This is a genomic window from Amycolatopsis sp. DSM 110486, from assembly GCF_019468465.1.
Taxonomy (GTDB): Bacteria; Actinomycetota; Actinomycetes; order Mycobacteriales; family Pseudonocardiaceae; genus Amycolatopsis.
In genome coordinates, this window is sequence record NZ_CP080519.1 from 3,784,338 (window position 1) to 3,799,020 (window position 14,683).

Here is a 14,683-nt window from a genome sequence, read left to right on the forward strand (position 1 = left end):
TGCTCTGAAAGGACTGGGGGATGTCGGAAATCGTCCAGCGGTTGTGGCGGCACTTCGCACGCCTGGAGCCGTTCGGAATGCAGGCTCCGGATTTCTTCGCGGAGCTGGTGGAACAGGCGCCGGTGGTGCGCTTCGATGGAATGTGGGTCATTTCCGGATACGAGTTGGTGACCGGCCTGTGCACCCACCCCGGCTTCCCCATGGCGGCCCCCGTCTTCACCGACGTGGTCCACCGAGATAACCCACAGTTTGTTCGCTTCTTCGGCAGCACCATGTCGGTGCGGGCCGCCGAGGAGCACACGCGGCTACGCGGTGTGCTCACCGGGGCGTTTTCCGGCCGCCGGCTGGCCGGTCTGCGCGACCGCATCGACGACGTCGTCGCCGATCTGCTGGCCGAACCCCTGCGTCGCGGCGAGGCGGAGTTCGTCTCCGAGCTGGCGACGCCGCTGCCGGCCGCCGTCACCGCCGTGCTGCTGGGCGTGCCGCCCGCCGACCGCGACTTCGTCACGGCGCGGGCCACCGGGATGATGAGCCAGCTCGCCGCCGGTTTCCTCACCGAGTCACACCCCGAGGCGGGGACCCCGATCACCGCCGCCGAGTTCGCCGAGCTGCGCGACTACGTCGCCGGGCTGCTGGCCCGGCGCCGCGCCGAGCCGGCCGAAGACCTGATCGGGCACCTCGCCCAGGCGCAGGCGGCGGGCAAGCTGACCGCCGACGAAGCCGTGGACATGGTGCTGCTGCTGTTCATGACCGGGCTCGACACCGTCACGGCCGCGCTGGCCAACACGCTCGTCGTGCTGTCCGAGCAGCCCGACGTCGCCGCGGCCCTGGCCGCCGACCCGGGGTGCGGCGACCGCGTGTTCGCCGAGGCCATCCGCCTGCGCACGCCGGTCGCGTTCGGCTCGCGCCAGGTCGCGCACGACCTGTCCGTCGGCAAGCTCGACTTCAAAGCCGGCGACACCGTGATCCTCGCCTTCGCCGCGGCCAACCTCGACCCCCGCAAGTTCGACGCGCCGCTCGAGTTCCGCTGGGACCGGCCGATGACCGGCAACGTCGCGTTCGGCCACGGCAGTTACTACTGCCTCGGCAGCGCGCTCGCCGCGATGACCGCGCAGTCGCTGCTGACGGCGGTGCACGACCGGCTGCCGACCCCGAGCCGTCCGCTGGCCGAGCTGCCCTGGCGCGCGTCGCTCGCTTTCCCGACGCCGCGCGTGCTGCCGGTGACCTTCGCGCCCGCGCTGGCGGAAAGCGGTGCGCGGTGAGCACGCGCTACCGGTCTCGTGCCGGAGCCGAGTTCCGCCAAGTCGAGGAGTCCGACTGCGGTGCGGCCTGCCTCGGCATCCTGCTCGCCGGATTCGGCAAGTACCTGTCGTGGCCGGTCCTCTCGCAGGCCTGCGGCGGTGGCCGCGACGGCATCAGCGCCGCGACACTCGCCCGGCGCGGCCAGCAGTTCGGGCTGACGGTGAGCGCCAAGCGCGTGCGGCTGTCCGGGGCTGAGGCCGACGTCGCCACGCTGCGCGGGCTGGCCGCGCCCGGCGTGGTCTTCGTGGACAACCGGCATTTCGCGGTGCTGGAACGCGTCGGTCGCGGGGGCAAAGTGCGGCTGCACGACCCCGCGGCAGGGCGGCACACGCTGTCGATCGACGAGTTCCGCGAGCGGTTTTCGGGGCTGTACCTGGGTTTCCGGCCGGGTGCCGGGTTCGAGCCGAGTGGTGCGCCGCAGCGGGTGCTGCCGCGCGCGCTGCGTTGGCTGGGTGCCGGGCTGCCGGTGGTCCTCGGCGCGGTGGCGGCCGGGGTGGTCACGGCCGGGCTGACCGTGGTGGCCGCGTTGCTGGCCCGATCGCTGGTCACGGCGACCGCCGGGCCCGGGGCGACGTGGTGGCTGGCCGCGGTGGCCGCGGGTGTCGCGCTCGCGGGCTGGGCGCAGCAGCGGCTGGTTTCGGCCGCGTTGCTGCGCACCTCGCTGAAGCGCTCCACCGAACTGGTCGGGCACCTGCTTCGGTTGCCCGGCAGCTACTTCCACCGCCGTTTCACGGGCGGCGTCGCGGCGCGGGTGCAGATCGCCGACACGATCGCGCAGCAGCTGACCACGGTGGTGCTGCCGGTCGCGGTGAGCCTGGCGGCCGTCGTCGGGCTGCTCACGGTGCTGGCCGTGCTCGCTCCACCGGCCGCCGCGCTGCTGGCCGGGAGCACGGTGCTGACCGCGTTGTTCGTGCGGTTCGGCCGGCGGTCCGGGACCGAGCGGCAGTCGGCGCTGATGGTCGAGCAGTCGGCGCGGGACGGGCTTTCGCTCAACGTGCTGTCGGCCATCGACACGGTGAAGGCCGAAGGCAGCGGGCGCCAGGCGTTCGGCCGCTGGTCTTCGGCGCAGCGCAAGGTGCTGGCCGCGCAACGGCGGGCGGCGCTGGGCGAGCACGGGATCGGGCTGGGCGTCACGGCGTTGCACGCGCTCGGGTACGCCGCCTGTCTCGCGCTGACCGCGCTGGTCGCGCCCGGCGAGGTGATCACCGTGGCCGTGCTGGCCGGCGTGTGGCAGCTGCACGCGGGTGGGCTCGTCACGGGGCTGCACCGGATCGGCGGCCTGCGCAGCAGCTTCGCGGCGTACGACGACGTGGCCGGCGCCGAGACCGATCCGTCCGATGTGGACGAACCCGTCGCCGTCGGGCCGGGTCGGCTCACCGTGCGCGGCCTGCGCTACGGCTACGACACCAACACCGAGCCGCTGTTCGTTTCGCTCGACCTCGACGTGCCGCCCGGCGGCCGGATGACGCTGGTCGGCCCGAGTGGCTGCGGCAAGTCGACGCTGGCGAAGCTGCTGGCCGGGCTCGTGCGGCCGTGGTCGGGCGTCGCACTGGTCGACGGGCGGTGCAGCGCGGACCTGCCGCCGTCGGTGCGGCCGTTCCTGGTCGGGTACGTGCCGCAGCGGCCGGCGTTCTTCGAGGGCACCGTGCGCGAGAACCTGGAGCTCGGCACCGCGCTGCCGGACGACGCCATCGCGGCCGCGCTCGACGACGCCCAGCTCACCGAGATGATCGAGCTGCGCGGCGGCATCGACGCTGCGCAGGTCAGCCAGCAGGCCCGCAACTTCTCCGGTGGCGAACGCCAGCGGCTCGCCCTGGCCCGTGCGCTCGCCCGCAACCCACGCGTCCTCGTGCTCGACGAGGCGACCAGCGCCGTCGAAACCGCGCTGGCCGCCCGCATCGACGCCGCCCTGCGCACCCGCGGCACCACCACGGTCGTCGTGGCCCACCGCCTCTCCGAAGTCCGCGGCGACGACACGGTCGTGTTGCTCGACCACGGCGCCGTGCGCGTCTACGGCACCCACGACGACCTGCTCGCCCACTCCCGCGGCTACCGCGACATCGCGGAGGTGGCCGGATGACCACCACCTTGCCCACTGAGAAAACCCGCTCGTGGTTCGAGGAAACCGGCGCGACGGCGGCGTCGCTGCGCCAGGCCGTGGCGGGGAAGACCAAGCCGGAGACGGACGGGCCGCAACGGCTCGACGACAGTGCTCCCGCACCGGCCGCCGTCCGGCAGGCTGAGCCGGAGCCCGCCTTGCCTCGCAAGGCCACCGCCGTCCTGCCCCACGAAGGCAGCACCGGCCGCCACCTGCTGTCCTTCGCCGTTCGCGGCCAGCGGACCCGGCTCGTGGTGAGTGCCGTGGTCGGGTTGCTGGCGACCGTGTTCGGGTTCGTCGTGCCGCTGGCCGGGATGGTGCTGGCGATCGCGATCGCGGCGGACAACCGCGACGCCGTGCCGTACCTGGCCGGCGCGTTGGTCGGGCTGCTCGCGTTGCAGCTGCTGACCACCGCGGTCGTGGAGCGCGGGCTGCTGACCTTGACCGACGGGGCGCAGGACCGCCTCGAGTCGGCGATCTGGCAGCGTCTGCTGAGCCTGCCCGCGACGTTCTTCCGCGACTACCCGCTGCGTCGCCTCATGGGCTTCTCCGGCGGGGTCGGCCAGCTGCGCGGGCTGCTCGGCAGCGGCGGCCTCACGGCGGCGCTGCACGCGGTGTTCGCGCTGGTGGCGATCGCGTTGCTGGCGTTGCTGGACCCGTGGCTGGCCGTCGCGGCGGTCGGGATCTTCGGGCTCGTGCTCGGGGCGATGCTGTGGCTTTCCGTGCGCCAGCAGCGGCACGACACCGAGGTGCTGTCCGCCGTGGACGACGTGCAGGCGGCCGTGTACCCGGCGATGCTCGGCATCGACGACGTGCGGGCGTTCGGCGCTCAGTCCTATGTGGTCGGTCGGTGGAGCAAGGCGTTCCGCTCGCAGAAGCGGTCCGACGACGCCGGCCTGCGGTACGCGGAAATCGCCAGTGCGCTGGCCGTGGCCTGCTATCCGGCGCTGCTCGCGGTGCTGTTGCCGATGGCGTCGGGCCTGGGGTTCACCGGGCAGTGGACCGTGGTGATGGTCGCGATGACGCTCAACCTCACCGCCACCCGGCTGCAGAGCGCGCTCGTCGGCCTGTTCGCCATCGGGCCGGTGCACGCCCGCCTCGCGCCGGTGCTGACCACGCGGCCCGAGACGCCGGCGCGCCCGACCCCGCTGCCGGCCGCGCGCGGTGCGGTGGAGCTGTGCGACGTGAGCTTCCGCTACCCCGGCCAGACCCGTGACCTGCTCACGGACATCTCCCTGCGCATCGAGCCGGGGGAGTTCATGGCGTTGATCGGAGCGTCGGGCGCGGGCAAGTCGACGCTGCTGCGCCTCATGCTCGGCCTCGACCGGACCGAGCGCGGCAGCGTGCTGGTCGACGGCGTGGACGTGAACACGTGCGACGTCGACGAGTTGCGCACGCGGATCGGTTACGTCGCACAGGACGCGACGCTCATGCGCGGCACGCTCGCTGAGGTCATCTGCGGTGCGGCGGCCGAGGTGGATCTCGACCTCGCGCAGCGGGCGGCCGAGCAAGCGCAGCTCTGGGACGTCGTCGCGGCCCTGCCGATGGGCCTGCACACGCAGGTCACCGACGGGGAAAGCGGCCTGTCCGGCGGCCAGGTGCAACGCCTGCTGCTGGCCCGCGCCCTCGCCAAACGGCCCGCCGTGCTGCTGCTCGACGAGGCCACGAGCGCACTCGACGCCGCCGCGCAGGAGCGGGTGCGGCGCGCGGTCGACGACCTGCGGCTGACCCGGGTGGTGGTGGCCCACCGGCTCTCCACCATCCGCTCGGCCGACCGGATCGCCGTGCTGGAGCACGGCCGCATCGCCGACCTCGGCACCTTCGCCGAGCTGTCCGGCCACTCGACGGCTTTCGCCCGGCTGGTGGGCAGCGCCCGCCGGCTCGACTGAGGGGACAACCATGACGAAGAGCATCAATCGGATCACGAGGTTCAACCGGTCGCTGCGCGTGCTGACCGTGCCCGGCGACGCGGTGTACCTCACGAGCGAGCGCACGACGCAGACCCGGCTGGCCGGTGCGCTCGTCGAGCAGCTGGCCCCGCTGCTGGTCGACGGGCAGCACAGCCGCGAAAGCATCAAGCAGGCGCTGGCGGAAGCCGACCCGGCGCGCATCGACGTGGCGCTGGACCGCTTGCGCCGCAGCGGATACGTCGTGGAGGTGGACCCCGAGGTCGACCCGCGCGTCGGCGGCTACTGGGAAGCGTCCGGTGTGGACGGTGACGACGCCGTGCGCCGACTGTCCGGTGCGGACGTGCGGGTGCTGACCGCCGGCGACGTCGACGCGGCCGGGTTCACCGAGGCCCTCACGGCGCTCGGCACCGGCGTCACGACGGATCCCGAGGCGCCGGCCGGGTTCACCGTCGTCCTCACCGACGACTACCTGCGCCCCGAGCTCGCCGAGTGGGGCACGAAGTTCCACGCGGCCGGCACGCCGTGGCTGCCGGTGAAGCCGGTCGGCAGCATGATCTGGGTCGGCCCGGTCTTCGAACCCGGCGTGACCGGCTGCTACGAATGCCTGCGCGTGCGGCTGTCCAACAAGAACGTGCTGGCCAGCTACCTGCGCCAGCGCGGCGTGCTCGACAGCCCGGCGCTGGTCAACTCCGTGACCGGCACCGGCGTCACGCGGGACCTGGCGCACCGCCTCGCCGCGCTGCACGTGGGCAAGTGGCTCACCGGCGCGTTCGCCGCGGGCCGGGCCGCGATGCCGGCGCCGCCGGGCGGAGTGGCCGCGCAGTACGGCACGCCGTGGCAGTCCGAGGTCATCACGCTCGACACGGTCAGCCTCACGCAGGAGCACCACCCGTTCCAGCGCCGGCCGCAGTGCCCGCTGTGCGGGGAGCCAGACCTGCAGGCCGACCGCATGGCGGCGCCGGTGCGGCTCGAGCCGCGCCCGCGCATGGCGAGCAGCGACGGTGGTTACCGCTCTAGCCCGCCGGAACAGTTCGTGGCGCGCTACGAGCACCTGATCAGCCCCGTCACAGGCCCCATCAGCAACCTCGTGAAGGTGCCGCTGGAGGTCGAGGGCCTGCACACCTACACCGCGGGCCAGAACTTCGCGATCCCCATGGCCAACGCCAACGACCTGCGTGCCGGCCTGCGCAGCTGCAGCGCGGGCAAGGGGATGAGCGACGCGCAGGCCAAGGCGTCGGCCGTCGGCGAGGCGATCGAGCGCTACTCGGGGCTGTTCCACGGCGACGAGGCCCGCCGCACCGCGCGGCTGGCCGACCTCGACCCGGCCGAGGTCGTCCACCCCAACGCGCTGCACCTCTACAGCGACGACCAGTTCCGCGACCGCAAGGAGTGGAACTCGCGCCCGTCGCACTTCCACTGGGTCGCCGACGACCTCGACCCGCAGGCCGAGATCGAGTGGTCACCGGTGTGGTCGCTGACCGAGCAGCGCACCAAGCTGTTCCCGACCTCAGGCTTGTATTTCGCTTACCACAACCCGAAAACCCCGTTCCAGGCCGGCGCGAACTCCAACGGCTGCGCGGCGGGCACGAGCCTCGAGGACGCGATCCTGCAGGGCTTCATGGAGCTGGTGGAGCGCGACACCGTGGCGATGTGGTGGTACCACCGCCTGCGCCGCCCGGCGATCGACCTGTCGACGTTCGACGTGCCGTACTTCGCGCAGTGGCAGCAGCGCTACGACGAGCTGGAGCGCGACACCTGGGTGCTGGATCTGACCAACGACCTGGGCATTCCTTCCGTGGCCGCGGTTTCCGTGCGCCGCGACAAGCCCGCGCAGGACATCCTGTTCGCCCTCGGCGCGCACTTCGACGTGGAGGTCGCGATCGGGCGGGCGCTGTCGGAGATGAACCAGTTCCTGCCCGCCGTGATCGGGATGAAGGCCGACGGTTCGGGTTCCTACGCCTACAACGACCCGGACCAGCTGCACTGGTGGCGCAACGCGACCGTGGAGAACCAGCCGTACGTGCTCCCGGCCGAAGGCGCCTTGCGCACCCGGGCCGACTTCGAGCGCTACGAAAGCGCCGACGTGCGCGAAGACGTGCTGCGCGCCGAGCGGGCCGTGGCCGAGCGCGGGATGGAAATGCTGGTGCTGGACCAGACGCGGGTGGACATCGGCCTGCCCGTGGTGCGCGTGCTGGTGCCGGGAATGCGGCATTTCTGGCCCCGCTTCGCGCCCGGCCGGCTCTTCGACGTGCCGCGCGAACTGGGCTGGATCGATGAAACGCCGTCCGAAGACGACCTCAACCCGATTGCGATGTTCCTATGACCACGCTCGAACGCACCGCCGAACACACCGTCACCTTCCGCCGCGACGTGTCCGTGCTGACCAAGGACGACCAGGTCCTGCTCGGCCTGGCCGACCGTGCGGGTTACCGCCTGCGCGGCGTCAGCGCCCCGATGCTGGCGGCCCTGGAGCAGGTCCGCGCCGGGCTGCACACCGAGGACGAGCTGGCCGCCGAGCACCCGCAGTCGCCGGTCGCGACCGTGCTGACGAAGGTGGAACCCTTCCTGGCCACGGGTTTCCGCCTGCGCGGCGAGCGCGTGGCCGTGCTGGAGCGCACCGGCGTGACCGGGCTGCGGCCCGAGCTGCCGGAGCTGGCCGGCGCGTGGCTGCGGCTGGGTAAGTTCAGCCTTCTGCGCCGTCGCGGCGGGGAGCTGGTGGTGGAGTCGCCGCTGAGCAAGTACCGCGCGGTGCTGCTCGACGCGGCGCTGGCCGGAGCCGTGGCCGCGCTCGCCGTGGCGCAGCCTTCGTCGGAAGTGGACACCGAGTGGTGGCCCGTGGTGGCCGCGCTGGCGGGCGCGGGCTTCCTCGACGTCGGAGCCGACGGCGAGTTCCCCGTGGACTCCGACGACGTGCTGCGCCAGTGGGATGTGCACGACCTGTACTTCCACAGCCGCAGCCGCATCGGTCGCACCGACGAGGCGTTCGGCGGCCGGTTCCCCTACGTCGGCGAGATCGAGCCCCTGCCCGCGGTGGCGCCCGCGCCGGACGGACCGCGCACGGAGCTGTTCCGCCCGTCCTTCGACGCCGTGCGTGCCGCTGACCAGGGGCTGCAGGAAACGATCGAGGCCCGCCAGTCCATCCGCGCCTACGGCGAGGAGCCCATCACCGCCGAGCAGCTGGGCGAGTTCCTCTACCGCACGGCGCGCGTGCGCGGCACCTACGGCCCGCGGCCCGAGGCGCGGATGCCGTACGAGGGTTCGAGCCGCCCGTATCCCTGCGGTGGCGCGGGGTACGAGCTCGAGCTGTACGTCACCGTCCGCCGGTGCAAGGGGCTGGAGCCCGGCATCTACCACTACGACGCCGGCGATCACGTGCTGCGGCTGATCAACACCGAGGCCGAAGCGCGCGACGAGCTGCTTCGCGTGGCGACGCTGTCGACCGGCGGCCAGGCTGTGCCCGACGTGCTGGTCACCATGACGTCGCGCTTTCAGCGACTCGCGTGGAAGTACCAGTCGATCGCGTACGCGGTGACGCTCAAGCACGCCGGCGCGCTGTACCAGACCATGTACCTGGTGGCGACCGCGATGGGCCTGGCCGGCTGCGGGCTGGGGAGCGGCGACGCCGACGCGGCGGCGCGCGCGTTCGGCCTGGACTACCTGAAGGAGTCCTCGGTCGGCGAGTTCATCCTGGGCAGTGCCCCGCCCCAGCTGCCCGCCCCGGTGAGCGGCGACGGCGCGCTCGACTGGCGGGCCGGCAACGACCCGGGCTGGCAGGCCGAGGCACTCGCCGCGCGGAGGCGGTGACGTCGTGTCCGAGCTGCTCGTCTCCCGGATCTGCGGCCTGCCCGCCGGCGTGCTCGACGGTCTGCGTGCCCCGGAGACCGTCGCCCTGCTGGAGGAGGCCGAGTCCGCCGCCGCGCGCAAAACCGCGCTGGCGGAACCGGTTTGCGATGCGTTGCACGCCGTGATCGGCCGCGACGAGCTGTCGCGCGAGCAGCGGCGCGGTCTGATCCGGCTTCGTCGGAGCGTGTTCAACGAGCGCTCCGACGAAGCCGGCGTCAGGCTCGCGCGGGAAGTACTGGCCGCCGAGGAGGCGGACCGGCTCGGCGAGTGGCACCAACTGCTGGTGCGCGAGCGTGAGCTACTGGAGAAGGCGACGCGGGCGCTCGGCGCGGAGCTGGCTTCGGCGCAGCACGCCGTGGCTTCGGCCCTGCGCAGCCGGCCCGTGCTGGCCGGGCTGGCGCTGGCGAGCCCCGAGTTCGTCACGGCGTTCACCGAACGCGCTGAGCTGGGCAAACCCGGTGGCCGGCTGAGCCGCAGCGCGGTGTCGTACCTGGTGCGGACCACGTTGAAGCCGAGCCCGTTCGGTGCGTTGACGACCGTCGGCGTCGGGGACTTCGGCGGCGCAGTCGACCCTGGCGCGGGGTGCCGGCTGGTGAGTTCCTCGCGTGTCGCCGCGCGGCTCGCGTATGCGGCGCTGGAGGACGACCCGATCGTGGTGCCCAATGTGGACACTCGTCTGGTCGGCGCGGAGTGGCTGGCCGCGCTGCCCGTGCACCTGATGCGCCACGGCGTGTACTTCCGCGAGGATGAGGTCACCGCGCTGGCCGGGCCGGTGCCGCTCGACGCGCGGCCGCGGCGGTTGCGTGAGCTGGCCGCGGAGCTGGGCTGCGCCGTCGACGACGTGCGCCGGCTCGTGGACCAGGGGTTACTGCTGGTGAGCCCGCCGTGGCGGCTCGACGAACCCCGGCACTTCACCGCCTGGGGACGTCCTTCGCTGGCCGAAGCCGAGAAGGTCGTGGCCGGCAGCGCGGACGGCCGGCGCCGGGCAGACGCCGTGCTCGCGTTGCGCGGCCGGCTGCGAACCGTGCTGGCGGAACGCGATCCGGCGCGTGCCGGCTGGCTCGACGGGCTGGGTCTGGTGCACGAAACCGTCGCGCACGGCCCGGAGCCGGAGACCGCGCCGCCCGCGTGGGTGGCGGGGGAGCTCGACCGGCTCGACGGCCTGCTGGGCGCCACCGCGCGGCCGCGCGCGGGGTACTACGACCTGGTCCGGTTTTTCCTGCACCACTTCGAGCTTGGCGGCGTTGCCGACCTGGCCGAGTTCGCGTTCCGCGCGGTGCGGGACCTGGACCCGATGCTGTGGCTTTCGCGCTGCGCCGTGCCCGAACCCGACGTACGCGACATCGTCGGCCCGAGCATCGGCCGTCCGGCGCACTCGGTGTTCTGGCAGGTCGCGGGTGATTCGCTGGTGGTCAACCAGGTGCACCCGGGTTACCTCGGCGCCGTCTCGCGCTGGGCCGGCGTGCCCGGCCTGGCAGCCCGTGTCGAAGCGGCGGTGGCTTCGTTGCACGAGAAGCGTTTCCCGGGTTGCGCGGTGTACCAGGTGACCGCGCACGCCGACTGGACGGACACGCAGCGGCCGGCCGTGCGTTCGGCGCCGTGGCTGTCGTGGGGTGCCGAACGTCCGTCGGCCGGGCCAGGTGGCGTGTCGATCGACGGGTTCCGCGTGCGCCACGACCTGGCCACGGGCACGTTGGAGGTGCTCGACCCGGCCGGGCGGCCGGCCGCGTTGAGCTACCTCGGCGCCGTGCCCGCGCACCTGCTGCGCGGGGTACCGCGGGTGCTGCAGCTGCTGTCGGATCCGTGGCTGTCGCTGGGCCCGTGGGCTCCGGTGCCGGGCGCGGGTTTCCGCGAGCGCGTGACCGACGGGCGGCTGGTGCTGCGCCGTGCTCGCTGGGCGCTGCCGGCGTCGGCGCTGCCCGCCGTCGCCGGCGGACCCGATGTGGACTTCCTCCGCGCCGGCCGGATGTTCCTGGCCGAGCACGGTTTGCCCGAGCAGGTGTTCGTCCGTGGTCTGGCCGCGGGCGGGGTGCCGCAGGGGAAACCGCAGTGGCTCAGCTTCGCCCACCCCCTTGCGGCGTGGACGGCGTTGAAAGGCCTGGCCGGCGCGGGGGAGCTCGAACTCACGGAGGCGCTGCCCGCGGCCGGGGCGAGCGTCGGGCGCGTGACCGAGTTCCTGACGGTGGTGACCCATGCTTGAGACCTTGCTGCGGCCCGACTGGCGTTACTGGCGCGTGTACGTCCCGGACCTCCCGTCCGTCACGCGGCTGCTGAACGAGGTGGTGCGGCCGGTGGTCACTGAACACCCGTTGCGCCGTTGGTTTTTCCTGCAGTACATGGACATGTCGGGCCTCCAGCTGCGCGTTCGGGTTCAGGCGCAGCCGGATGCCGGTGCCGTGGTCGAAGCCGACTTGGACCGCCGCTTCGCCGAACGCGGCACGGAGGTCGTGAAGCGCTGGTACGAGCCGGAGCTGGCGAAGTTCCGCGGCCCCGACGGCGTCGAGTTCGCCGAGCGCGTGGCCCACCTGGGCAGCGACACCGCGCTGGAGTTGCTCCCCGGCCGCGCCTCCACCCACCGCATCACGCAGGCCGCGGCCCACACCGCCGCGATCGTCGAGGGCCTGCCCGCCGACCAGCAGGTGAGCTTCCTGCACCAGTACGCCTGGTACTGGTCGGGCCGCGGCGCGCGCACGGTCGCCTGGCGCCCGGCCGCGGCCACCGCCCGCCCGGACGACCCGGCCGCGGTGCGCCAGGCGGGCCGGCTGTTCGAGAACGTGACGCGCGAACTGGCCACCGACCGCGTCGGCAAGCCCCTGCGCCGCTACGCCGAGCGCTTTTGGACGGAGTACCGCGAATCGGCACGGCGAGTTTCGCCTTACCGTGCGGCATTCCAGCACGTCCACCTCATGAACAACCGGCTCGGCGCAGTTCCCGGAGAGGAGGCCCAAATCGCGCGGTTGTTGTGGGTGCGGCGATTGCGTAGCATCGGTAATTGATCGGGTAATCCGATAAAACAACAGTTGGGGAGAAATACCATGGACTCAGGCTCCAGCGGCGTTGCCGGCGGTATCGGCGACCCGGACGACGACCACCCGAACCCCGTCGGCGACGCCGTGGTCAGCGGCGTGCGCTCCGTCCTCGACAAACTCGGCCCGGCGGGCAAAAAAGCCGCCGACCAGCTGCCGAAGAAAAAGGACAAGTAAAGCCGCGATTATTCCGGCGAACGTGACCGCGCGCCGCGAGGGGAAATACGCGTGAACAATGCGGTCACGCACTGACCCGCCAACCGGCAGGGGCGCGGAGAGCGATCCTGACTGTCGCTCTCCGCGCCGGTCGGCCGGCTATTTCGTGCGAGCCGCGATCCAATCCGCGATAACGTCCACTCGCGACGTCGTTTCGACGGTCGCGTGAGGGCAGTCCGGGCCGGTCGTCTCCACGGAGATGAGCTGGCCGCCGCTGCCGGACGGGACGAAGTAGGGCGCGCCCGAGTCGTAGACGCATGCGCTGGTGGTGGGCGAGGGCGCGACGCCGCGGACGCCGACGGTGGTGCTGCCCACGGAGGCGATCTGCACGGTGCCCTGCTGCAGCTTCGAGGACGGCACGGGGTTCTTCGCCGTGTGGCTGCCCCAGCCCGCGAGGGTGAGACGCTGGCCGGCGGCCGGGATCAGGCGGTTCACGGTCAGCGGCGTGATGTTCGGGACCGCGCTGTCGAGCTGCACGAGGGCGACGTCGTTCTCCGCGGATTGCAGCACCTGCGTGGCCTTGCGGGTGACGCCCGCCTCCTTCGCTTCGTCGACCAGGCCGAGCGTGACGGTGGTCGGGTACGGCACCGGGCCGGACACGCGGTTGCGCTGCGCGTCGTGGAAGCAGTGGCCGGTCGTGAGGATCCACGTGGGCGCGACGAGGGAGCCCGAGCAGAAGCTCGTGTACGTGCTCCCGTCCGGGCGCGGGATGCTCGCCATGGTCAGCTTGGCCGTGAAGCCGTACTGGCCCGGGGCCACGTCGGTCCCGTCGGCGACGGCCAGGGCTGGGCCGGCGGTGAGGAGGGGCAGGAGGGCTGCTGCGGTGAGAGCGGCGCGGACGCGCATTCTTTCCCTTCGTCGGGCCACCGGCGGCGCGCCGATGATCGACCCTCAACGCTATCCAGCTACTTCCGGGTCAGGAATTCCCTTGTCGGGCGAAAGAAAACGGGCCCCGCGACCTGTGCGCGGAGCCCGTCTTCTGGTATCTGGGTGTCAGTGGGTCTGCGACAGCACCCAGTCGGCCACCACGTCGACGCGTGAGGTCGTCTCCAGCTGGTCGTGTGGGCAGTCGGGGCCTTCCGACTCGACCGCCACGATCCGGCCACCGTGGCCCGAAGCCACGAAGTAAGGTGCGCCCGAGTCGTAGAGGCAGGCGCTGGTGTCCGCGGCCGGCGCGACGCCGTGCACGCCGAGGGTGGTGGCCGCGACCTCGCCGACTGCCACGGTGCCCTGCTGCAGCTTCATCGACGGAGCCGCGTCCACTGAGCTCAGTGCTCCCCAGCCGGCGAGGGTGAGCTTCTGCCCGACCGTCGGCTCGGAGCGGCTCACCTTGAGCGGCGTGATCCCGCGAACCGGCTTGTCGAGTTTCGCGAGCGCGATGTCGCCTGCGCCGGCCTGGACCACGTCGGTGACCTGGCGCGTCACGCCGAGCTTGCCGCGCTGCACGGTGGTGCCGAGCAGCACCGAAGTCGGGTACGGCACCGGGCCGGAGATCGGGTTGCGGTTCACGTCGTGGAAGCAGTGGCCGGCGGTGAGGATCCACTGCGGCGCGACGAGCGCGCCCGAGCAACCGCTGTCGTAGTGCGTGCCGTCGGGCCGCGGGATGTTCGTCATCGTGAGCTTCGCGGCGAACTCGAACCGGCCCTGCGGCACGTCGGATCCGTTGGCGACGGCCGAAGCGGGTGCGACGGTGGCGAGCGCGGCCCCGAGCGTGAGCAGAGCCGCGGAAACAATCGCGCGAACGCGCATGTCACTTTCCCCCTGGTCAGTGGCACCGGTCCCGGCCGGTGATCGGCGCAGCTTAGCGATGACCGGGGTTCACTCGAAAGAGTTCGGGCAACCGGGCTGCCCGTGGAGCCGGCCCGGTTGCCCGGAGGTTCAGTTCACGCCGACGAGGTCGACGACGAAGATCAGCGTCTCGTTCGGCTTGATCACGCCGCCCGCGCCACGCTCGCCGTACGCGAGGTGCGGCGGGATCACCAGCTGGCGACGGCCGCCGATCTTCATGCCGGCCACTCCCTGGTCCCAGCCGGGGATGACCTGGCCGGCGCCGAGCGCGAAGCGCAGCGGCTCGCCGCGGTTCCAGGACGCGTCGAACTCCGCACCGGTGGAGTGCGAGACGCCGACGTAGTGGACCGTCACTGCATTGCCCGGCTGGGCCTCCGCGCCGTCACCGACGGTGAGGTCGGTGATCTCCAGTTCGGCGGGAGGGGGTCCGTCCGGGCGGTCGATTTCGGGCTTTTCCAAGGTCATGGCGCTCACCGTACCCAGCGGCGTCGCGCTGCGCC

The 14,683-nt window shown here is 72.4% G+C and carries 11 protein-coding genes; 8 read left to right on the forward strand and 3 right to left on the reverse strand.

The features are described from left to right. Positions 1-20: 20 nt before the first annotated feature. Genes K1T34_RS18345 through K1T34_RS18380 form a run of 8 tightly spaced genes read left to right on the forward strand, consistent with a single transcriptional unit; the run spans position 21 to position 12,356 of the window. Complete coding sequence (locus K1T34_RS18345) at positions 21-1,262, forward strand: cytochrome P450 (RefSeq protein ID WP_220245461.1); 1,242 nt, start codon at positions 21-23, stop codon at positions 1,260-1,262. Beyond that, complete coding sequence (locus tag K1T34_RS18350) at positions 1,259-3,382, forward strand: ATP-binding cassette domain-containing protein (protein WP_220245462.1); 2,124 nt, start codon at positions 1,259-1,261, stop codon at positions 3,380-3,382. Before K1T34_RS18345 ends, K1T34_RS18350 begins: the two co-directional genes overlap by 4 nt. Further along, positions 3,379-5,289, forward strand: a complete 1,911-nt coding sequence (locus tag K1T34_RS18355) for an ATP-binding cassette domain-containing protein (protein WP_220245463.1) — start codon at positions 3,379-3,381, stop codon at positions 5,287-5,289. Before K1T34_RS18350 ends, K1T34_RS18355 begins: the two co-directional genes overlap by 4 nt. A 10-nt stretch (positions 5,290-5,299) precedes the next feature. Beyond that, positions 5,300-7,633, forward strand: coding sequence for a TOMM precursor leader peptide-binding protein (locus tag K1T34_RS18360; RefSeq protein WP_255638576.1), 2,334 nt, complete (start codon positions 5,300-5,302; stop codon positions 7,631-7,633). Next, positions 7,630-9,114: a SagB family peptide dehydrogenase gene (locus K1T34_RS18365; RefSeq protein WP_220245464.1), complete on the forward strand. Its 1,485-nt coding sequence runs from the start codon at positions 7,630-7,632 to the stop codon at positions 9,112-9,114. Before K1T34_RS18360 ends, K1T34_RS18365 begins: the two co-directional genes overlap by 4 nt. A 4-nt stretch (positions 9,115-9,118) precedes the next feature. Further along, the gene (locus tag K1T34_RS18370) at positions 9,119-11,353 is read left to right on the forward strand and encodes a hypothetical protein (protein WP_220245465.1); all 2,235 of its coding nucleotides are present in this window, start codon (positions 9,119-9,121) and stop codon (positions 11,351-11,353) included. Beyond that, complete coding sequence (locus tag K1T34_RS18375) at positions 11,346-12,149, forward strand: thiopeptide-type bacteriocin biosynthesis protein (RefSeq protein ID WP_220245466.1); 804 nt, start codon at positions 11,346-11,348, stop codon at positions 12,147-12,149. Before K1T34_RS18370 ends, K1T34_RS18375 begins: the two co-directional genes overlap by 8 nt. A 39-nt stretch (positions 12,150-12,188) precedes the next feature. After that, entirely contained in the window at positions 12,189-12,356 is a 168-nt protein-coding gene (locus K1T34_RS18380; RefSeq protein ID WP_220245467.1) for a hypothetical protein, read from the forward strand. 138 nt (positions 12,357-12,494) lie between these two features. On the opposite strand, the gene K1T34_RS18385 is transcribed toward K1T34_RS18380, so the two are convergent. From K1T34_RS18385 to K1T34_RS18395, 3 genes are all read right to left on the reverse strand, one after another. Then, the gene (locus K1T34_RS18385; RefSeq protein WP_220245468.1) at positions 12,495-13,241 is read right to left on the reverse strand and encodes a trypsin-like serine protease; all 747 of its coding nucleotides are present in this window, start codon (positions 13,239-13,241) and stop codon (positions 12,495-12,497) included. A 147-nt stretch (positions 13,242-13,388) separates the two neighbouring features. After that, entirely contained in the window at positions 13,389-14,144 is a 756-nt protein-coding gene (locus tag K1T34_RS18390; RefSeq protein ID WP_220245469.1) for a trypsin-like serine protease, read from the reverse strand. 129 nt (positions 14,145-14,273) lie between these two features. Next, positions 14,274-14,648, reverse strand: a complete 375-nt coding sequence (locus tag K1T34_RS18395) for an FKBP-type peptidyl-prolyl cis-trans isomerase (protein ID WP_220245470.1) — start codon at positions 14,646-14,648, stop codon at positions 14,274-14,276. Positions 14,649-14,683: the final 35 nt, after the last annotated feature.